Here is a 20,367-nt window from a genome sequence, read left to right as displayed (position 1 = left end):
TTTACCACTCAGCTATGGTCCCATCTTCATTCCTCCAAACTGGATTTTTCCAATTATGAGTTTCTTGAGCTTTTTCTCTAACCAAATCTTCATCTATTTCTATTCCTAAACCAGGAGCAGTTGGAATTTCTGCATAACCATCTTTGTATTTAAAAACATCTTTATCCTTTAAATAATCAAGAATATCATTATCTTTATTATAATGTATTCCTAAACTCTGTTCCTGAATAAATACGTTGGGAGTTGCCGCATCCAGCTGAATACTGGCAGCTAAATTGATTGGCCCCAGAGGTGAATGTGGAGCTACAGCAGTATCATAAGCTTCAGCCATTGCAGCGATTTTTCGTGCTTCAGATATTCCACCTGCATGTGATAAATCTGGCTGTATAATATCTACTTTATTAAGTTCAAAAACTTTTTTATAATCCCAGCGACTAAATAATCTCTCCCCCAGAGCAACTGGAATTCCAAATGTATCCAATGTTTCTAAAGCTTCTAAATTTTCTGAAAGCACCGGTTCTTCAACGAACATCAACCGATAAGGAGACAACTCTTTAAACAAGATTCTAGCCATACCTTTATGAACTCTACCATGAAAATCAACAGCTATCCCAAAATCATCTCCGACCTTTTCTCTAATGGCTGCAACCCTTGCTACAGCTTGATCAACCTTCTTATAACTATCTATATAATGCAGTTCTGATGTTCCATTCATTTTAACTGCAGTAAAACCAGCCTCTTTTCTTTTTTTTGCTTCTTCAGCAACATTAGCTGGTCGATCACCGCCAATCCAGGAATAAACTCTTACTTTATTCCGGACTTTACCACCTAAGAGTTCATAAACCGGCTGTTTTAAATATTTACCTTTGATATCCCAGAGTGCCTGATCTATTCCAGCAATGGCACTCATTAAAACCGGTCCTCCCCGGTAAAAAGCTCCTCGATAGAGTGTCTGCCAGATATCCTCAATCTGCATAGGGTTTTTATTAATTAAATAACTTTCCATTTCTTTAACTGCTGCCTCAACAGTAGCTGCTTTTCCTTCTACTACAGGTTCACCCCAGCCACTAATCCCTTCATCTGTAGAGATTTTAAGAAATAACCAGCGAGGTGGAACTTTAAATAATTCCAGTTTTGTAATTTTCATTTATTTCACCCTTCTGAATATTTTGAATTATAAAAAAACATTCATCTAATAATTTTACTATGCGATGTTTGGTCTTGATATCTAATATATCAATCACAAAATAATAAAATATTAACCTAAATGTTTTAAGATAATCTCTTTTGCTTTTTTTAAGTTGTCATCTAAAATAGCGTCTATTAACTGAATGTGTTCTTTTTTTGAATCTTCAAATCGTTTATAAGTAGTAAAACTAAAAAGTGAAATGAAGTTTTTTACAAGATGGTTGTACCGTTTAATTAGATAATTGTTTTCTGATGCATTTACAATAGCTTTATGTAGTTTTATATCAATTTTATCAAAATACTTTTGATCACTTTTCACAAATTCTTCTCTTAATTTTGCTACCTTTTCTTTGTCTATATTCTGAAAATAATTACCAAGACAATATAATTCATACATTCTTCTTAATTCTTTAATTTCCTTAATTTCTTTTTTACTAAAATCTTTGGCAAAAAAACCAACTCGGGGGCGTTTCTCAACAATACCTTCATTTGCTAACCTTCTCAACGCATCTCTTACAGGCATCAGGCTTACTTCATATTTATCAGCTATTTTTCTAGTGTTTATTTTTTCTCCAAACTCAATTTCTTTATTTAAAATCTGTTCCTTTAAAATTGAATATATTTGCTCTGTAAGGCTCTTTTTATTTATAGTTTTTTTGTTATTTTTTTTCATAGTAACCCTTCCTACTATAAATATTTTTGTATTTTCCAACTCCAAAATTTAATCTTTCTGATATGTAATATATTAGATTTCTTAAACAAAATTTCTGATTGATTTTAGTATATGATATATTGTTTTAGATTTCAAGGGTAATTTTCAGATTTTTAAAAAAACTTATATTCTCGCCTCTTCTATATCTACATCCTTTGAAATTTCAACTCTATCCAGATGTTTATATAAAATATTTTTCGCTTTTTTCTTATTATTTTTCAAAATGCAATCAATCAATTCCATATGTTCCTGGCGAGAAGTTTCAGAACGTTTATAATTTAAATAGCTAAATAACATAATATAATGATTAATTAATTTAAGATACTTGTCAATTAAATAATTATTATGAGAAGCAAATACAATTTCTTTATGTAATTTGGTATCATAGTTACTAAAATATTCCTGATATTCATTTTCAAATTTATCTTTTAAATCAGAAATTACTTCTTTATCTATTTCAGCAAAATAATTATCTAGACAATAAAGCTCGTGCATTTTACGAACTTCTAAAATATCATTTATTTCTGATTCAGAGAAATTCTTAACAAAAAAACCAACTCTAGGTTTATTTTCTACTAAATCCTCATTCGCCAGCTGGCGAAGAGCATCCCGAACCGGCATCAGACTAATCCCCTGTTCTTCTGCAATTTCCCGGGTGTTTAACTGTTCCCCAAGCTCAACATCTCTATTTAATATTTTTTCTTTTAACATTGTATATACCTGATCTGTCAAGCTTTTTTTATTGATAACCATCATAACACTTCCTAATTTTCTGTGATATATCAGATGCTCTATATTATAATTTAAAGACTAAGAGCAAATCTCCTGCAAAAAATTACAAATATTTTAAAATAACCTGCATAAATTCTTTAATATCATCTATATTGTTTTTTATTATTTCATATTCGAGCTCCCGATCTAATTCTAAATAGTCATGAACAAGTATATTTCTAAAACCAGCCATCTTAACTAAACTTTCCTTTAAATCCTCATTTATAACCTTATTTTTAAATAAAACCCTAAAAATATCTCGATTAGAATCAGGTGTGCCAAGATTTTGATCAGCAATTAAGCGATTTCCCAGATCTAAAACAGCTTCAACTGCAAGATGAAGGGCTCTTTCAAATCGGTAATAGACATCCTGATCACTGCTAAAAGTTTTCTGATCAAAATTTTCAATTTTTTTTAGATAATTAATGTTATCTTCTAGATGTTTAATCCTATTTAAAACCACATCTCTATCTACCATTAATTTCACCATCCTTTACTTGTTAAAGACAGGGGTTATTAAGTTGATTTTGATAATCTCTCTCTCATTTTTTGATAATGGTATTCTTTAAAGTATTTAAAATCAAAATACTCCCTTAGACTCTTAGAAAAATAGCCTGCATAATCAAAATCATCATTTACATATATTAATTCTCCGTATTTTAAAACCTGGAATTTCAATAATGGTTTAGCAGAATTCAGAAATATTATATCACTTTCGATTCCAGTTAATTCAGAAAAATAATTAATTAAATTAATTCTAAAATCAATAACATTTATTTGTTTGAAAAATCCTGAATTTAATAAAAAGGCTAAATCTAAATCACTATCGGCTTTTTCTTCTTCTCTGGCCCGGGAACCAAATAAAATAACAAGTTGAAGCTCTTCAAAGAAATTTAATTGTTTAATTTCTGCTTTAATTTTTTTAATCAGCTTATTTTTTTCACTCTCAGTTTTTTTGTTTCCATTCAAAACCATTATCTTCACCTCAATTCAGTTACAAGTTAATAGGCCCTCATATTTTCTCTTAAATAATCATAAATCTTGCGGGCTGTTTTACCGCTGACTCCATCAACTTCTTTTAGCTGCCAGATTTTAGCTTCTCTAATCCTGGCCAGAGAACCAAAGTGCTGCAGCAGTGCGTTTCTGCGGGTTTCTCCCACTCCAGGAATCTCATCCAGCATTGAATGAGTTAATCTGCGAGATCTCAGCTTACGGTGATAACTAACTGCAAAACGGTGAGCCTCATCTCTAACCCGCTGCAGCAGCTGCAGAGTTGGAGTGTGGTGAGGAAGTTTAATTGGCTCGCTTTCTCCCGGGCGAAAAATTTCTTCTTCTTTTTTGGCGAGACCGATAATCGGCAGATCTTCTATTCCTAACAGCTCTAAAATTTCATAAGCAGCGCTAAGCTGTCCTTTACCACCATCAATCAAAATTAAATCCGGCAGTTTTCTATCTTCACGCAGCAGACGGGCATAGCGGCGCTCAACAACTTCCTTCATACTGGAAAAATCATCAGGTCCCTCTACAGTTTTAATCTTAAAACGGCGGTAATCCTGTTTGGAAGGACGTCCATTTTTGAAAACCACCATTGAAGCAACAGTATCCGTACCCTGAATATTGGAAATATCAAATCCTTCAATATGATAGGGATCATTTTCCATCTCCAGAATTTCTCCCAGTTTTTCCACTGCTCCCGAAGTCCGCTGTTCTTCATATTTGCTGCGGATATTTTCTTTTTTGAGATTCTGCTCTGCATTCCGCTCAGCCATCTCCAGCATCTTCTTTTTATCTCCCTTTTTGGGATACTGGATACTTACTTTTTTACCTTTCATGTCAGCCAGTCTTTCGGAAAGCAGCTGCTGATAATTAATTTTTGTATTTAAAAGCAGTTCATCCGGGATGCCAGCTGCCTGCTCATAATACTGCTGTAAGAACGAGGCCATTGTTTTTGCTGCACTCTCTTCTTCTGTTCCCTGCAGAATAAAATATTCCTGTCCAATCAGGCGGCCATTACGAACCAGCAGCAGCTGAGCACAGGCTGTATCTTCCTCCCCCTGAACTAAAGCAACAACATCCTGATCAATATTTTTATCGGTCATTACTTTCTGGCTCTCACTAAGCTTTTCAAAAGCTTCCAGCGCATCACGAAAACGGGCAGCTTTTTCAAAATTTCTTTCTGCTGCAGCTTCTTTCATTCTCTCTTCTACCTGTTTTTTTAATTCTACCTGACGTCCAGAAAGGAATAAACAAACCTGATCAATTAATTCGTGATAATCCTCTTTGCTGACTGCTCCAATACATGGTCCCAGACATTTATCAATATAGTAATTTAGACAGGGGCGGTCCGCAGGCTCGCCTGCCTTTATTTCTTTTTTACAGCTTCTTAATTTAAAAATATCCTTAATTACATCAAGTGTTTTATAAATCGCATCAACATCAGCAAAAGGGCCAAAATATTTTGCTCCATCATTTTTTGCAATCCTGGTTTTAAAAACTCTGGGAAAATCAACATTTTTTGTAACTTTAATATAAGGATAAGATTTATCATCCTTCAGCCGAATATTAAATTTTGGCTGATGTTTTTTTATCAAATTAGCCTCTAAAATATAGGCTTCTACCTCTGTATCAGTCATTATATAATCAAAATCATCAATATACTGGACCAGCATTCTGGTTTTATATGTCTGATCATTTTTACGAAAATATGATCTTACCCGACTGCGGAGAGATTTTGCCTTACCAACATAAATAATCATTCCAGTTTCATCTTTCATCAGATAAACTCCGGGCTGACGGGGTAACTCCTTCAGCTGAGCTTCGATGTGTTCTTTTCTATTTTCATTTTCAGTCATTTTCTATCACCTTTTATTTTGTGATTTATTTCTTTTGTACCAGGTCCAAAATTATTGGTGTCTAATTATTCAGCAGCTTTAATTTTAACTTTTTTGCCTGAAAAAGCAATTCCTAACTGCAGCACCTTAGTTATACCTCTTTTTTCTAATTCCTGCTGATATTTTCTCTGCTTTATTTGTTCCAGAGCAGCTTTAACTGCTGCATCCAGATTTTCATCATTACCAGCTTTTTTAAATTCAATTATTATCCCCAACTTATCATTTTTATCAGGAATAATCATAATATCATAGCGGCCATATCCACTTTCACGATTTGAAGTGATCTCATAATTATCGTTTAAATTTAATAATAATCCTAGAACGAATGCATGATAAACTTTTTCTGCTTCGTTTCCCACTGAATCAAAAGTACTCATACTGTTTAAAACAAAATCTTTAAAAATCAGGTTAAATTCATCTATATTACCAGTAGTCAGGGCTGTCAGCATTTGAATCAATTTATTGCTACTTATACTTTCTTCCAGCCAGTCAATAATTATTTCCTCATAAATATATTTAATTTCCTGGTTTGGAAGCTCAAGTTCACAATAAAGTCTGCCCTGTCTACGCTGTTTACTTCTTGCTTTTAAATAACCACTGTATAAGAGAAAACTCCAGAGAGAACTGCTTTTAGTTCTAATATCTGTAAAGACAATATTTTCATCTATTCTGGTTTTAAAAGATTTATTCTTTAGTAAATCTTCAAATTGACCCTTCACATCAGCATCTGATCATAGTAATTATTCAAATAAGCAGCTTGAACCGCTTCATCATATTCATCTATTAAAATAATAACATTTTGCTGATAATATTCTTTTAAATAACGCGAAAGATTTTCTAAAGCAAACTCATAAGCAGTCTGCTCAGCTTTTAAAGCCATTATATTTTTGTACTCTTCCTTTTCATAATCTAAAAGATTATCACTTTCCAGAAGATAACTATGTCGCTGAAATTCTACAGAAATTGTTCGTTTTAGCCTCTGCAGGGCAAGCTCCCAGTTATTAGCTCTAGAACCTTTGAAATCTAAATTGATCACTGGAAACTGTCCCATTTTCTCTAGATATCTGGATCCAGTATTCGCTATTTTCAAATCACTAAATAAATTCGAGTTATCATCTTCATTTTTTTCAAAGAAATAGCGCAGCATTGAAAGGTTTAAACTCTTCCCAAAACGCCTGGGTCTAGGTAGAAGAAGCACTTCAGCATCTTCCTCAATTATTTTTTTGTCATCCAGCTGCCCTCCTCACATTTTAATTATGATTGCTTTAAATTAATTTCAATCCAGGCCGTAGAGATTTTACAAACTATCAATAAATTTATCCACCAACTCCGGATCAAACTGACTATCTGCACAGACTTTAAGTTCTGCTTCCGCTTCCTTTTCAGTCATTGCCTCTTTATAGGGGCGGCCGCTGATCATTACATCATAGGAATCGATAATGGTCAACATCCGGGAGAGAAGTGGTATCTCCTCTCCAGCCAGACTTTCTGGATAACCAGTACCATCCCAGCGCTCATGGTGATGCAAAATTTCATGTGAGATATGAGCAAAATCTTCGAGATTAGAAGTAATTCTAAAACCAGTTTCGGTATGTTTTTTAATTATTTCCCATTCTTCTTCATTTAATTTACCAGGTTTATTTAAAATTTCTTCAGAAACTGCAATTTTACCGATATCATGCATCTGGGTCAGAAGATAGAGCCTATCCTGTTCTGAATTCGATAGTCCAACTTTTTGGCCAAATCTTTTTGCCATTTTACTCATCCGCTGCACATGTTCTTCAGTTTCTGAACTTTTCTCTTTTAAAGAAGTTAAAAAGGCTGAAAGAACACTGCTGCGGGCACTTTTTCGACTGGCAATTTTATTTTTATACATTCTATCCTCAGCCTTACTTAAGACAGCCATTAAATCCTGCTCTGCATCTGTTTTGGAAGCTGTTCCCAGGGAAATCGAAACTGCAAGCTCTCCCTCTTCCTGCTCTATCTGCTGATTAATTCTTTTAATAATTACTTCACTTTCTTTTACATTAGTCTGAGGAAGCAGTACCACAAATTCATCTCCACCCCAGCGGGCAATTATATCTTCATCCCGGCACGAATTATCGATCATCTCGGCCGCACTTTTAATCAGCTGATCTCCCGTCTGATGTCCATAGGTATCATTGATCAGTTTTAAATTATTTAAATCTCCCATAATTATACTGATTGGCTGCTGGCGGGGAGTGTCCACCCTTTTTATTTCCTCTTCCAGAAAAGCTCGATTATATAATCCAGTTAATTTGTCATGAAATCCAAGATATTTAATTTTTTCTTCACTTTCTCTGCGTTTTGTAATATCCCAGCAGAATCCTTCAATCACAAAGCTTCCATCTTTCTTTTCCTTGCTGACCCGGGCATTCATTTCCAGCCACAATATATTATTGTTTTTATCATAGGCCTGATAGACAAAATTATTGACCATTCCTGTTTCTTTTATCTGGCTGATAAATTGTTGGCGCCGTTCTGGATTTACATATAATTCCTGGCCCAGATGATTAAAATGCATTATAGTTTCCTCAACTGAATCAAATCCCAAAATTTTAGCAAGATGCGGATTTATCATCTGCACTCTACCATCAGAGGTAGTTTTGAAAATTCCAACCGGAGAGTTTTCAAATAGCTGTCTGTATCTCTTTTCACTTATTTTTAATTTTCTTTCCGACTCCTGCCGTCTCTGCTCACTTATAATCTTTTCAATCCCCAGTGAAATATCACCGGTCAGTTCCTTTAATAATTCAATTTCCATTTGATCAAAATGATTTTCTTCCGCTGTACAGAAAGAAAAAATACCCCAGGGTTTACCAAGTGCTCTGAGTAGAAAAAAAGCTCTTGAGCCGCAGTGATTTTCCGGCAGAGTGTCCAGTTTATTTGAATTTTTGCAGCTGTTGATAACTAAACTATCTTTTTCCTGCTCAATTAATTCTTCTTTGAAATTCAAAAATTGATTTTCCAGCTTTAAATCATGGCTCTCCCCACTTTTGATATAGCTGCAGTTATTTTCGATAGTTGTCAGTATCTTAATTTTTTCATTACTAGAATTAATTTTTCCAATCCAGATATTTTGATATTTACCATACTCAGAGGTTATCTTTGCTGCCTCCTCTATAAGTTTACTGATCGAATTTTCTCTGACAATCAGCTGATTAACCATACTTAAGGTTCTATAAATTTTATTTAATTTTCTCAACTCAGCTTCTGCTTTTTTGCGGCGGGTAATATCTACAGCAGTGCTGATCACTAACTTACGTCCATCTTCCCCTATCCCCAGGGGAGCTGTGCTGAATTCCCAGATTCTTTTTTCACCACTTTTAGTTGTAATCTCGAACTCACCAGCTTTTCCTTTCTGACGAGTAAAAGACTCTTTAATATTTTTTTCAGCTTCCGCATTTTCTCCCTGATAAGCCTTATTTATCCAGCTTTTTATATCAGGTATTTCTTCCTCTGTATAACCACTGATATTTTCCCAGGTGCTGTTGACAGTTATAACCTCTCCATCTTCAGCGTGAACCATAATCGGAAATGGTGACTCACTGATCGCAGTAGAGAACATTTTTTCTCTCTGTTTAATTTCTTCTCTCATTTTATAATTTTTACTGACATCCCTAAAAACCATCACAGTTCCATAAATATTACCCTCATCAGTTTTAATGGGAGCAGCACTATCTGCAATATGGTATTCACTGCCGTCTCTGGCTATCAATTTTGTATGGTTCGCCAGCCCGACAATCTTGCCGTGTTTTAAAACTTTATCAACCGGATTTTTGACTTCAATTCCAGTCTTTGAGTTAACAATATTAAAGATTTCTCTAATATCTCTATTTTTTGCCTCAGCTATAGTCCAGCCGGTTAAATCTTCAGCAATACTGTTCAATCTTTTAACCCGACCTTCTTTATCTGTTACGATTAACCCATCACCAATAGAATTAAGAGTGATAGAAAGAAAGCGGCGCTGTTCATTTATTTCTTTTTCCTGCTCTAAGTTTTTAAGAATATTGGTGATTTTAGCTGTGATTGAATTAAGTAAATCAAACTCTTCTTCTAAAAAGACTGTTCCCTGATGCTGAATTGGGTGCTGATTTAAATAAACAACCTCAACCCTTCCTACCTCTTTATTATTAATTTCCAGCGGCTTTTGCTGATACCATTCTGTTTGCCTAAAGTTAGGAGTTTGATATTCATTTCCCTGATAGATAATTCTGGCCTCACAGTCTCCGGGAAACTGATAAGATGGTGGAATTCCCTGAACAACTTCATTCAACAATTGATCAAGATCAGTATTTAAATTTTCAGCTGCTTCGGAAATTCTATAAAGCCCTGTCAGCTCTTTAACCCGTTCTCTGAGTTCAAAGTTTAATGTTTTGACACTGGAGGTGCTTTTATAAATATACAAGGCTGCAATAATAATTACAGATACTTCAATTAAATACTGCGAAAGATCTATATGTAAGTTATATAAATCCTGAAGAGCAAGTACAGAAATTGCAAAAATAGTTGAATAAACTGCACCTTTTTTTGCAAAACTCAAGCTGCAGTAGATTACAAATAAAATAATAAGTGGTTCTATAACTTCCAGCCTGGCCAGTAAGGCAATCAAAATTATGGCTGCAGCCAGAATAAATGCAGCAGCTTTAGATTGAAATATTTCTTTGAGTCTGTCAGATTTCTCCAATTTCTGCACCTCCATTTGGGTACCGGGTACTTAGAAAATTTTACCAATTATCAAATTCATCATTATCACCATTTACTATACCTGACTCACAATATTTTTTATATCTACTTACTGGATTTTTACAGAAATAGTAAGAAAAAATATTATCAACATCAACTAAATTATCTTTCTTTTCTCCTAAATAAATGTTGTAACTGCTCCAATTGTAATGTTCTGGCGTTGAAACTATTTTTGCCTTAACAGGATTTAAGTGAATATAACGGCTTAATCCAATATCATAAGCAGCATCAACTATAAGTTTAGATTTATATCTTCCTTGAAATACATGGCCCACTAAGTCATATTTTTTATTAAAATACTTAGCGTAATAAAGATTTATTTGTCTCATGATCTTCCAGATCTCAATCCCTTTTGTTTTGATCTGTAAATGAACATGATTTTTCATTAAACAGTATGAGCTAAGACTAAAAGGATAATCACTTTTTATCGATTTTAAAATATTCAAGTAATACTGGTAATCAATTTTGTTTCTGAACAATTCCTTTTTTCGGTTCCCTCTACTCATTATATGATACATTGCACCTGGATACCAGATCCTTTTCTTTTTTGGCATAAATTATCCTCTTTTCTTTATTAGAATGTGATAATTATACCATATTTTTACATAAAAAGAAAATAATTTAATTAAAATTGGAAATGATATCCAAGTACCCGGTACTTTAAAGCACTTCTTTTAAAAACTTACCTGTATATGAATTTTCATTTTGAGCTACTTCTTCCGGAGTACCGACGGCTACAACTTCTCCACCTTTTTCTCCACCTTCTGGTCCTAAATCAATTAGATAATCTGCTGATTTAATTACATCCAGATTATGCTCAATCACAATTACTGTATTACCGTCCTCACGCAGGCGGTGCAGAACCTCCAGCAGTTTTTTGATATCAGCAAAATGGAGTCCTGTTGTCGGCTCATCAAGTAAATAGAGTGTTTCTCCTGTACTTCTTTTTCCAAGCTCTTTGGAAATTTTAATCCGCTGTGCTTCACCACCAGAAAATGTAGTAGCCGGCTGACCGAGTCTGATATAACCGAGGCCAACATCATAAAGTGTCTGCAGCCGACGTCGAATTGGTTCAATATTTTCAAAAAACTCGACAGCCTCTTCCACTGTCATATCAAGTACATCAGCAATTGTTTTACCTTTGTATTTAATTTCTAAGGTTTCGCGGTTATAGCGTTTACCATTACAAACATCACAGGGGACATAAACATCAGGTAAAAAATGCATCTCTATTTCTTCGATTCCCTGTCCCTTACAGGCTTCACAGCGGCCGCCCTTAACATTGAAGCTGAAGCGACCAATTTCATATCCCCGCTGTTTGGCCTCCGGGGTGCTGGCAAAAACATCTCTGATATAATTAAAGACCTTTGTATAAGTTACAGCATTAGAGCGGGGGGTCCTGCCAATTGGTGACTGATCAATATTAATCACTTTATCAATCTGATCCATCCCTTCGACTTTATCGTGTTCTCCCGGATGCAGAGTTGAATCGTGAAGCTCCCGCATCATTTTTCTCTTAAGTGTGTTATTAATTAAAGTACTTTTACCAGAACCAGAAACTCCAGTCACACAGGTAAAGGTTCCCAGTGGAAAATCGACATCTATACTTTTTAAATTATGCTGTCTGGCCCCTTTGATACTGAGCCACTTTTCTCCAGTCTGATACCTTTCTTCAGGTACATTAATCTTCTTTTTGCCGGACAAATACTGGCCGGTAAGTGAACGCTCTTCCTCTATAATATCATCCAGAGATCCCTCGGCAACAATTTCACCACCGTGTTTTCCGGCTCCAGGTCCCATATCAATAATATAATCAGCAGACCTAATTGTATCTTCATCATGTTCAACCACAATTACAGTGTTTCCTAAATCTCGGATATGCTCTAAGGTGCTGATCAGACGGTTGTTATCTCTCTGATGCAGGCCAATACTCGGTTCATCAAGGATGTATAATACTCCCATTAAACCTGATCCAATCTGAGTTGCCAGTCTTATCCGCTGAGCCTCACCACCAGAAAGTGTACCGGCAGAACGATCCAGGCTTAAATAATCAAGTCCAACATCCAGTAAAAAGCGCAGTCTTTCTCTCACTTCTTTCAAAATTTCCTTACCAATCCTGGCCCGGCGGTCATCCAGTTCTACCCCTTCTATAAATTCGTGGGCTTCTTTGATTGTAAAGGAGCTGAATTTTGCTATAGAAATCCCGCCAACAGTTACTGCCAACACTTCTGGTTTGAGACGCTGACCATGGCAGACATGACAGGGAATTTCATTCATATATCTTTCCATTCTCTTATGGGTTCCCGGGCTGTCAGATTTATCCATTCTCTCTTTTAGATATCCCGTTATTCCCTTAAACCTGGTGGTATGATCTCTTGTTTTACCATAGCGATTTGTATAAGGAAAGGTTATTTTTTTGTTATCTCCATATAATAGTTTATCTAAAATTTCATCATCCAGCTTTTCAATTTTAGTCTCCAGGCTAAAATTATACTCATCAGCCATTGCCTCTAAAAGAGCTGGATAGTAGCGGCTGGAAGAGCTGGCCCAGGGAATAATTCCTCCATCAGCTATCGATTTTTCTTTATCCAGAATTAAATCCGGATCAAACTCTTTCTTTACTCCCAGCCCATCACAGTTATCACAGGCTCCATAGGGTGAATTAAAAGAAAACATCCGGGGAGACATTTCTTCCAGACTAATATTATGCTCCGGACAGGCAAATTTCTCACTGTAAGTTGTAGTTTCACCATCAATCTGGTCAATCATTACCAGACCTTCAGCATATTCAAGAGCAGTTTCTACTGAATCAGCCAGACGCTCTCTAATACCATCCTTAACTACCAGCCGGTCAACAATAATTTCTATATCATGTTTAAAATTCTTATCTAGCTTTTCCGCTTCTTCTAAAAGAATTGTCTCACCATCGACCCGGGCTCTAACAAAACCATCTCTCTGAGCCTGCAGAAAAGTACGCTCGTGTTCACCTTTGCGACCGCGAACAATCGGAGCCAGTATCTGAATCTTAGTCCGCTCCGGCAGCTCCAGTACCTGATCAACAATCTCATCAACTGTCTGAGATTTAATTTCCTTACCACAGATAGGACAGTGCGGAATCCCTACTCTGGCATAGAGCAGGCGCAGATAGTCATGAATCTCAGTTACTGTACCTACAGTTGAACGCGGATTACGGCTGGTTGTTTTCTGATCAATTGAAATTGCAGGAGAAAGCCCTTCGATATATTCCACTTTCGGTTTTTCCATCTGCCCCAAAAACTGGCGGGCATAAGCAGAAAGTGATTCTACATACCGGCGCTGTCCCTCTGCATAAATGGTATCAAATGCCAGTGAAGACTTACCGGAACCACTTAAACCTGTAATTACAATCAGTTTATCTCGCGGTATATCTATATCTATTTTTTTAAGATTGTGCTCTTCAGCACCTTTTACTATTAAACGTTCTAATCCCATTAAAATCACACCTCTTTTAGGGTACCGGGTACTTGTCAAAATCTGCCTTTTTATTCCTTTTTTCACTATTGATATTTGGTAAATTTTGACAAGTACCCGGTACCGATTATAATTTTTTTTCTAATTCTTCTATTTCGTCTCTAATCTGAGCAGCTATTTCGAACTCTAAGTTATCAGCTGCAGACTCCATTTCATCCTCTAAATCTATAATTAAATGCTGAATTTCTTTGCGTGTCATATTATCATAATTTTGAGTATTATCATCAGCATCTTCATTATCCTGACTTTTATCATAATAGCGGCTTTTATCTTCGGAAACTACCATCTCAACTGGTTTAACAACATCTCTTACCGGTTTGATAATTGTCTCCGGAGTAATATTGTTGTCCTTATTATGCTGAATCTGAATTTCCCTTCTTCTTTCAGTTTCATCAATTGCAGTTTTCATTGAATCAGTAATTTTATCGGCATACATAATTACCTTGCCACCTACATTACGAGCAGCACGTCCAATAGTCTGAATCAATGCTCGCTGTGAACGCAGAAAGCCTTCCTTATCAGCATCTAAAATTGCGACCCGGGAAACCTCGGGTAAATCAAGACCCTCTCGTAATAGATTAATTCCTACCAGGACATCAAATTCTCCCAGTCGGAGATCACGAATAATTTCTGAACGTTCAATTGTATCAATATCAGAATGAAGGTAGCGAACTCTAATTCCAGCTTCAGCCAGATATTCGGTCAGATCCTCTGACATCTTTTTAGTCAGAGTTGTAACCAGAACTCGCTCATCATCTCCTACAACCTGCCTAATTTCTTCCAGCAGATCATCAATCTGACTCTTTGTCGGCCGGACATCAATTTCCGGATCAACAAGTCCGGTCGGACGGATAATCTGCTCAACTATCTGCTGACTGTGCTCCCGCTCATAAGGACCAGGAGTTGCAGAAACATAAACTGCCTGAGGTACGACCTGTTCAAATTCTTCAAAATTCAGCGGCCTGTTATCCAGGGCAGAGGGAAGTCGAAAACCATACTCCACCAGCTTTTCCTTGCGAGAACGGTCCCCGGCAAACATTCCACCAATCTGGGGAACTGTCATATGTGACTCATCTATAATCACCATAAAATCATCTGGAAAATAATCTAAAAGAGCCATTGGTCTGGAACCCGGTTCACGTCCTGCCAGATGACGGGCATAGTTTTCAATTCCAGAACAAAATCCCATCTGCTCCAGCATCTCTAAGTCATAACGGGTCCGCTGTTCCAGTCTCTGGGCTTCAACCAGACGGTTTTCTGCCCGCAGTTCTTTTAAACGCTCCTCCAGCTCATCCTTAATAGTTTTAATTGCTCTTTCCACTTTATCTTCTGGAGTAACAAAGTGGCTGGCCGGATAAATAGTCATCTCATCTATTTCAGCTTCAACCTCACCGGTTACAGTATTGATCCGGGTAACTCTATCAATCTCATCTCCAAAAAGTTCGACCCTGATTGCAATATCTCTATAAGCAGGAAAAATATCTATTACATCTCCCTTAACTCTAAAATGGCCGCGGGATGTATCCATATCATTACGGCTGTACTGCATAAAGATCAGACTTCTGGTAATCTCCTTGCGGTCCATAATCTTACCAACTTTTAAATCCAGAGATAAATTCAAATAGTCATCCGGAGAACCCAGACCGTAAATACAGGATACACTGGCTACAATCAGCACATCTCTCCTTTCAAAAAGTGAAGTTGTTGCCGAAAGTCTTAATTTTTCAATTTCATCATTAACAGATGAATCTTTCTCTATATAGGTATCAGTCTGAGGTACATAGGCTTCAGGCTGATAATAATCATAATAACTGACAAAATATTCTACTGCATTATCCGGAAAAAACTCCTTAAATTCACTGGTCAGCTGAGCTGCCAGAGTTTTATTATGGGCAATAACCAGAGTGGGTTTGTTAACCTCTTCTACCAGTTTAGCCATAGTAAAAGTCTTTCCTGTCCCCGTCGCACCAAGTAATGTCTGGTGTCGGTGGCCTTTTCTTATTCCTTCAGCCAATTTTTCTATTGCCTCAGGCTGATCACCTTTTGGTTCAAAAGGGGCCTTTAATTTAAACTGTCCATCCTTCACTAACTATCCCCTCCAAATTTATTAATTGAGAATTAAGCCGAATCCTAAAAATCTTTACTATTCTTTATTTTCATAATTACATTTATTATACTCTTATTTAAAAATAATTTCAGTAAAATTTATGACATTTTTCAAAAAAGTGAATATATGTTTAGGTGTTGTTCTTCTATTATAGCAATAATCATTACTGAATTAAAGTTAAATTTAAAATCAATTAGCATTATTTTGTCTTAGGAGATATACGTATAAAAAAAAGAGCCCAACTAAGGGCTCATGTGTTTTAACTTACTTTAACTTTGCCAATTTCAGTTTTTACTTCATGGCTGTGATTATTAAATGATTCTTCAAGATGTTTAATACTTCCCTGAATTTCAGCCACATCATTAATCAATTTGTCCATTTGATTATTCCTATAGTCCTTATTTTCTTCTAATGCTTTTAAAATAAGAGTATTTTCTTCAAGCTGTCGACTCACAGAATTTAATCCACCGGTATTTTCATCTACCTTGGTTTCTATAGAAGCTATTGCCTCTGTGTTCTCATCTACCTTAGTTCCTATAGAGGCTATTGCCTCCGTGTTCTTATCTACCTTGGTTTCTATAGAAGCTATTGCCTCCGTGTTCTCATCCAGCTTGACTTCTATAGAGGATATCGCCTCTGTGTTTTTGTCCAGTTTCTCTTCCAGGGGAGAAATTTCTTCTTTTATAATCTGCCTCATACTATCAAGAAAATCCTGCTCCAATTAAATTCACCACCTGTCTCTTAATAGCTTCCATAATCCTAAATTGATAACCAACTTTACTGCTGCCAGTATTTCAATTCATCATAGTGATCATAAAGTTTTTCTTCATAATCCCGGTCCACTAAATAATCGGACTTTTCTTCTTGATATTCGGGGGCACTCTTTATCTCTTCTTTGGTTTTATTTACAAATATTTTTTCATCATTCCAGCTTATATTCTCTAGCCACTCAGGTGCAATTAAAACATCCTTACCAGGTAAAATATTTCGGGTGTCTACTAAAAGGTAACGAATTACCCAATTTTCCTCATCAACAAATAAATCTTCTACATGACCAAATTCTTCGTCCTCTGCCTGAATGTGGTATCCAGTAACCTCATTAAAACTGCGCAGGTTTGATTCTAGATCCTCTTTTCCAGTCTGTTTTTGCTCTGCTGTAGATTCTGCATAATTGAATATCTTATCTCTAATCATACTACCCGGCTGAACTGCAGGACCGCTGGAAGGATAGGGGCTTGTCCAGTAAATTGGCCATTCAAAATGATTGACAAGTTTTTCCTCAATTTCTCTGGAAACAGGCTTATTTTTTTTGATACTTGGACCCTCTTTTAATTCTTCAGAATTTAGATTAACAAAAATTTCTTCAGTTTTATAATTTATTTCTTCAAATGCCTCTGGAGAAATCAAAGTTTGCTCGTGCTTGAGCCAGTTACCAGTATCAATAACTACATACCTCATTACAAAGCGCTCCTGATCAAAATAAAAATCTTCTACTTCTCCAAGATCTTCTTCTTTACCATGAAGAGTATACCCTTTAAGATCTTTCATTTTTCTTAACATAAATTCTCACCTCTCTTAAATTTTTGTCCAAATATAAGATTGGTCAATTTATACTAAATTTGTATTCTTATATCATAATTATAATATACAAATTTTTGAAAATCAACTTTCTGATATAATAAAACCTTGATTGAAGTAAATTTCTTAACTAATATAAATCAAGAAACTTGAATCCAATTTATTCATCTCTTAAGTCCAGAGCCATCTCAAGCTCATCAGTAATAATCATATCCACTTTTTTTGCTAATAATTCTACCACTGATTCCGGAAAATTAACAGTATAAACATTAACCTGCAGCCCCATAAAATGTGTCTTATCAACTATTTCCTGGTCAGCGGTCAAAAAATGAAGGTGTAAAGCATCAAAACCTCTTTTAAATGCATAATCAGATGGGTTTATCATTTTTGCCATCAGTAAAGCTCCAGTTTTAATTTCCGGCTGCATCCTTTTAACTTTCTGCAGACTATAGTGATTGAAAGAAGAAATAATAACTTTCTCTCTAATTTCAAATTCATCCACCAGCTCCAGTACCCTTTCTTCCAATTTAGGGTAAGGTAAATAATTTTTTAGCTCAATATTAATAATTTCTAACTCTTTTACAACTTCCAGTACCTCCCTTAAGGTGGGGATTTTTTCTTTCTTAAAATCTGCACTATAAAACTCTCCCGCACTCATCTCTTTTAATTCCTGCAGAGTATGATCTCCAACCAGACCACTACCGGTCATTGTTCTATCAATTAATTCATCATGAATCACTACAACCTCTCCATCTTTTGTAAGCTGTACATCAAATTCTACCCCATCAGCTCCCAGTTCTACTGCTTTTTGGAAGGCTATCAGAGTGTTTTCCGGATAACCCGCTGCTCCACCCCGGTGTCCAATAATTTTTGTCTTCATTAAACTCACTTCCCTTTATCTATCTTTAAAAACATTTTGTTTTGATAGTTTAATAATATAACTTTTTATAAAAAGCTGCAAATCAGATTGAATAATCTTAATAATTATAGTTCAATTAAATACTATTTTATCATGATTTTTACCCTACTTATTCTTTTATCCCCTGAGTTGCAATTCCTTTGACAAAAAATTTCTGAGCCAATAAGAATACTATTATTGTTGGTATAACTACTATTATTGTCCCGGCCATTATTAATCCCCAGTCACGCTCCGATGCACTCGTAAATAACATTTTTACTCCCTGCTGAGCAACCTTCATTTCATCAGAGTTTAAGATAATTAAAGGCCAGAGGTAAGCATTCCACATCACTAAAAAATTTACAGTTGCCAGACCAGCCAGCGCTGGCCCAGATAAGGGAATCAAGATTTGAAATAAAAACCGAAAAGGACCACAGCCGTCAAGTTGAGCAGATTCCATAAGGGATTTTGGAATAGTTAAAAAATGCTGTCTCATTAAAAATGTGGTTGTAGCACTTGCTAAAAAGGGAAGAACTAAACCCGAATAAGTATTGGCTAAGCCGAGATTGCTTACAAATACAAATAATGGAACCACCCTTACCTGCATGGGCAGCATTAAAGTAAATAAAATAGCAAAAAACAGTGTTTTTTTGTATTTAAATTCAAAGTGAGAAAAAGCATATCCACTTAAAACTCCAAGAGCTAATTTCCCAAACATTACAATTATAGAAGCAAAAAGACTATTTAACAAAAGCCTATCCAGATTGACTAAGTTCCAGGCGTTTATATAATTATCAAAATAAAGTCTCTCTGGTATTAATGACGGTGGGTAGGAGAAAATCTGATCTCTAGGTTGGAAGCTCACACTCAGAGCAAGTAAAATGGGCATCAATACTATAAAGCTAATTACAATTAAAAGTAAATGGATAAATAATTTATTTAAAAAATCTTTTCGAGATTTCCGCATCTTAAGCCACTCCTTTAAGAAATTTATATAAACCAGATTTAATAAATACTTTCAATCATTCCAAATTAAAAGTTTACTGGTAATGGACCCCTTTACTTACAAATTTAAAGTGAAAAAAGGTAACAATTAGAACTAAGATAAGTAAAATTACAGATTGTGCAGCAGCCAATCCCAGCCGAAAATTAACGAACATATCTCTGTACAACTGATATATCAAAATATTGGTTGCATCTGCAGGCCCCCCCTGAGTCATAATATCTACAATACCAAAAGACTGAAAAACTGTAAAAATAATATTCATTATTATCAAATAAAAAGTGGTAGGAGACAATAAGGGAACCGTAATCTTCCTGAAAATCTGAAATGAATTAGCTCCATCAATCCTGGCAGACTCATAAACACTATCTGGTATAGACTGCAGCCCGGCCAGAAAAAAAATAATATTAAAGCCCATGTTTTTCCAGATAGTTGCTATTATAATAGCAATAAAAGCAAAAAAACCATTAGTCAGCCAGGGAATTTGTATATTAAATAAAAGATCTAAAAAATAATTAATATGTCCGGCCACTGGATTTAAAAGAAATACCCAGAGAGAACCGGACACTGTAGGAGAAATAGCATACGGTATAAAAAATATGGTCCGATAAATTTTAATTCCCTTTAATTTCTGGTTGACAAGTACCGAAAGAATTAATGATATTGCTAACCCACCAAAAATTGTTACCAGTACAAAAACAGAAGTCCTAACTAAACTTGCCCTGTATGTTGGATCAGTAAATAAATTAATATAATTATCAAAACCAGAATAAATCTTGCGAGATCCAAAAGGTGCCGTACGGTAAAGGCTTAAGATCACAGATTGAACTGTAGGCCAGTATAAGAAAAATGTCAAAATAATCATTGAAGGTAAAATTAATAAATATGGGACAGAGAAATGAGAATCATAATCCTGTTCTTTCAATTTATTTCAACCCCCTC

General features: G+C 35.4%; 17 protein-coding genes. All 17 read right to left on the bottom strand.

The genetic code is table 11. From position 1 onward, the window contains the following. Nucleotide 1: 1 nt before the first annotated feature. Nucleotides 2-1,147: a galactonate dehydratase gene (gene dgoD / locus DFR79_RS00865; RefSeq protein WP_133513609.1), complete on the bottom strand. Its 1,146-nt coding sequence runs from the start codon at nt 1,145-1,147 to the stop codon at nt 2-4. A gap of 111 nt (nt 1,148-1,258) precedes the next feature. After that, nucleotides 1,259-1,861, bottom strand: a complete 603-nt coding sequence (locus tag DFR79_RS00860) for a GntR family transcriptional regulator (RefSeq protein WP_133513608.1) — start codon at nt 1,859-1,861, stop codon at nt 1,259-1,261. Nucleotides 1,862-2,023: 162 nt separating this feature from the next. Next, nucleotides 2,024-2,653 carry a GntR family transcriptional regulator gene (locus DFR79_RS00855; protein ID WP_166637925.1) on the bottom strand — a complete coding sequence of 210 codons (630 nt, stop codon included), beginning with the start codon at nt 2,651-2,653 and terminating at the stop codon, nt 2,024-2,026. An 82-nt stretch (nt 2,654-2,735) separates the two neighbouring features. Continuing rightward, nucleotides 2,736-3,149 (bottom strand): type VII toxin-antitoxin system HepT family RNase toxin, encoded by a 414-nt coding sequence (gene hepT, locus DFR79_RS00850; protein ID WP_166637924.1) that lies wholly within the window; start codon nt 3,147-3,149, stop codon nt 2,736-2,738. Nucleotides 3,150-3,187: 38 nt separating this feature from the next. Then, nucleotides 3,188-3,646: a type VII toxin-antitoxin system MntA family adenylyltransferase antitoxin gene (mntA, locus tag DFR79_RS00845; RefSeq protein WP_133513605.1), complete on the bottom strand. Its 459-nt coding sequence runs from the start codon at nt 3,644-3,646 to the stop codon at nt 3,188-3,190. 26 nt (nt 3,647-3,672) lie between these two features. Further along, on the bottom strand, nt 3,673-5,523 hold the full coding sequence (gene uvrC / locus DFR79_RS00840; RefSeq protein ID WP_133513604.1) for an excinuclease ABC subunit UvrC: 1,851 nt from the start codon (nt 5,521-5,523) through the stop codon (nt 3,673-3,675). A 65-nt stretch (nt 5,524-5,588) separates the two neighbouring features. Next, complete coding sequence (locus tag DFR79_RS00835; RefSeq protein ID WP_133513603.1) at nt 5,589-6,281, bottom strand: PD-(D/E)XK nuclease domain-containing protein; 693 nt, start codon at nt 6,279-6,281, stop codon at nt 5,589-5,591. Next, a complete protein-coding gene (locus DFR79_RS00830; protein WP_279512857.1) occupies nt 6,278-6,778 on the bottom strand; it encodes an AAA family ATPase in 501 nt (166 codons plus the stop codon). Before DFR79_RS00830 ends, DFR79_RS00835 begins: the two co-directional genes overlap by 4 nt. 81 nt (nt 6,779-6,859) lie before the next feature. Further along, the gene (locus DFR79_RS00825) at nt 6,860-10,279 is read right to left on the bottom strand and encodes a PAS domain S-box protein (protein ID WP_432207089.1); all 3,420 of its coding nucleotides are present in this window, start codon (nt 10,277-10,279) and stop codon (nt 6,860-6,862) included. Between the two features lie 31 nt (nt 10,280-10,310). Next, complete coding sequence (locus tag DFR79_RS00820) at nt 10,311-10,883, bottom strand: transposase (protein WP_133513600.1); 573 nt, start codon at nt 10,881-10,883, stop codon at nt 10,311-10,313. A 106-nt stretch (nt 10,884-10,989) separates the two neighbouring features. After that, complete coding sequence (gene uvrA, locus DFR79_RS00815) at nt 10,990-13,800, bottom strand: excinuclease ABC subunit UvrA (RefSeq protein WP_133513599.1); 2,811 nt, start codon at nt 13,798-13,800, stop codon at nt 10,990-10,992. A 106-nt stretch (nt 13,801-13,906) separates the two neighbouring features. Then, nucleotides 13,907-15,925: an excinuclease ABC subunit UvrB gene (uvrB, locus tag DFR79_RS00810; RefSeq protein ID WP_133513598.1), complete on the bottom strand. Its 2,019-nt coding sequence runs from the start codon at nt 15,923-15,925 to the stop codon at nt 13,907-13,909. Nucleotides 15,926-16,205: 280 nt separating this feature from the next. Next, complete coding sequence (locus DFR79_RS00805) at nt 16,206-16,667, bottom strand: hypothetical protein (protein WP_133513597.1); 462 nt, start codon at nt 16,665-16,667, stop codon at nt 16,206-16,208. 56 nt (nt 16,668-16,723) lie between these two features. Then, a complete protein-coding gene (locus tag DFR79_RS00800; protein WP_133513596.1) occupies nt 16,724-17,506 on the bottom strand; it encodes a PRC-barrel domain-containing protein in 783 nt (260 codons plus the stop codon). A gap of 178 nt (nt 17,507-17,684) precedes the next feature. Continuing rightward, nucleotides 17,685-18,404 (bottom strand): glycerophosphodiester phosphodiesterase, encoded by a 720-nt coding sequence (locus DFR79_RS00795; protein WP_133513595.1) that lies wholly within the window; start codon nt 18,402-18,404, stop codon nt 17,685-17,687. A gap of 148 nt (nt 18,405-18,552) precedes the next feature. Next, complete coding sequence (locus DFR79_RS00790) at nt 18,553-19,389, bottom strand: carbohydrate ABC transporter permease (protein WP_133513594.1); 837 nt, start codon at nt 19,387-19,389, stop codon at nt 18,553-18,555. Between the two features lie 73 nt (nt 19,390-19,462). Further along, nucleotides 19,463-20,350: a carbohydrate ABC transporter permease gene (locus tag DFR79_RS00785; protein ID WP_133513593.1), complete on the bottom strand. Its 888-nt coding sequence runs from the start codon at nt 20,348-20,350 to the stop codon at nt 19,463-19,465. Between the last annotated feature and the right edge of the window lie 17 nt (nt 20,351-20,367).

Source organism: Halanaerobium saccharolyticum (genome assembly GCF_004362045.1).
GTDB classification, from domain to species: domain Bacteria; phylum Bacillota; class Halanaerobiia; order Halanaerobiales; family Halanaerobiaceae; genus Halanaerobium; species Halanaerobium saccharolyticum_C.
This window is presented reverse-complemented; position numbering and strand designations above follow the sequence as displayed.

Coding starts and splice junctions, on each gene's coding strand:
- hepT (WP_166637924.1), bottom strand. CDS start 3,149: ATGGTAGATAGAGATGTGGTTTTAAATAGGATTAAACATCTAGAAGAT.
- DFR79_RS00800 (WP_133513596.1), bottom strand. CDS start 17,506: ATGTTAAGAAAAATGAAAGATCTTAAAGGGTATACTCTTCATGGTAAA.
- mntA (WP_133513605.1), bottom strand. CDS start 3,646: ATGGTTTTGAATGGAAACAAAAAAACTGAGAGTGAAAAAAATAAGCTG.
- DFR79_RS00795 (WP_133513595.1), bottom strand. CDS start 18,404: ATGAAGACAAAAATTATTGGACACCGGGGTGGAGCAGCGGGTTATCCG.
- uvrC (WP_133513604.1), bottom strand. CDS start 5,523: ATGACTGAAAATGAAAATAGAAAAGAACACATCGAAGCTCAGCTGAAG.
- DFR79_RS00855 (WP_166637925.1), bottom strand. CDS start 2,653: ATGGTTATCAATAAAAAAAGCTTGACAGATCAGGTATATACAATGTTA.
- dgoD (WP_133513609.1), bottom strand. CDS start 1,147: ATGAAAATTACAAAACTGGAATTATTTAAAGTTCCACCTCGCTGGTTA.
- DFR79_RS00860 (WP_133513608.1), bottom strand. CDS start 1,861: ATGAAAAAAAATAACAAAAAAACTATAAATAAAAAGAGCCTTACAGAG.
- DFR79_RS00790 (WP_133513594.1), bottom strand. CDS start 19,389: ATGCGGAAATCTCGAAAAGATTTTTTAAATAAATTATTTATCCATTTA.
- DFR79_RS00820 (WP_133513600.1), bottom strand. CDS start 10,883: ATGCCAAAAAAGAAAAGGATCTGGTATCCAGGTGCAATGTATCATATA.
- uvrA (WP_133513599.1), bottom strand. CDS start 13,800: ATGGGATTAGAACGTTTAATAGTAAAAGGTGCTGAAGAGCACAATCTT.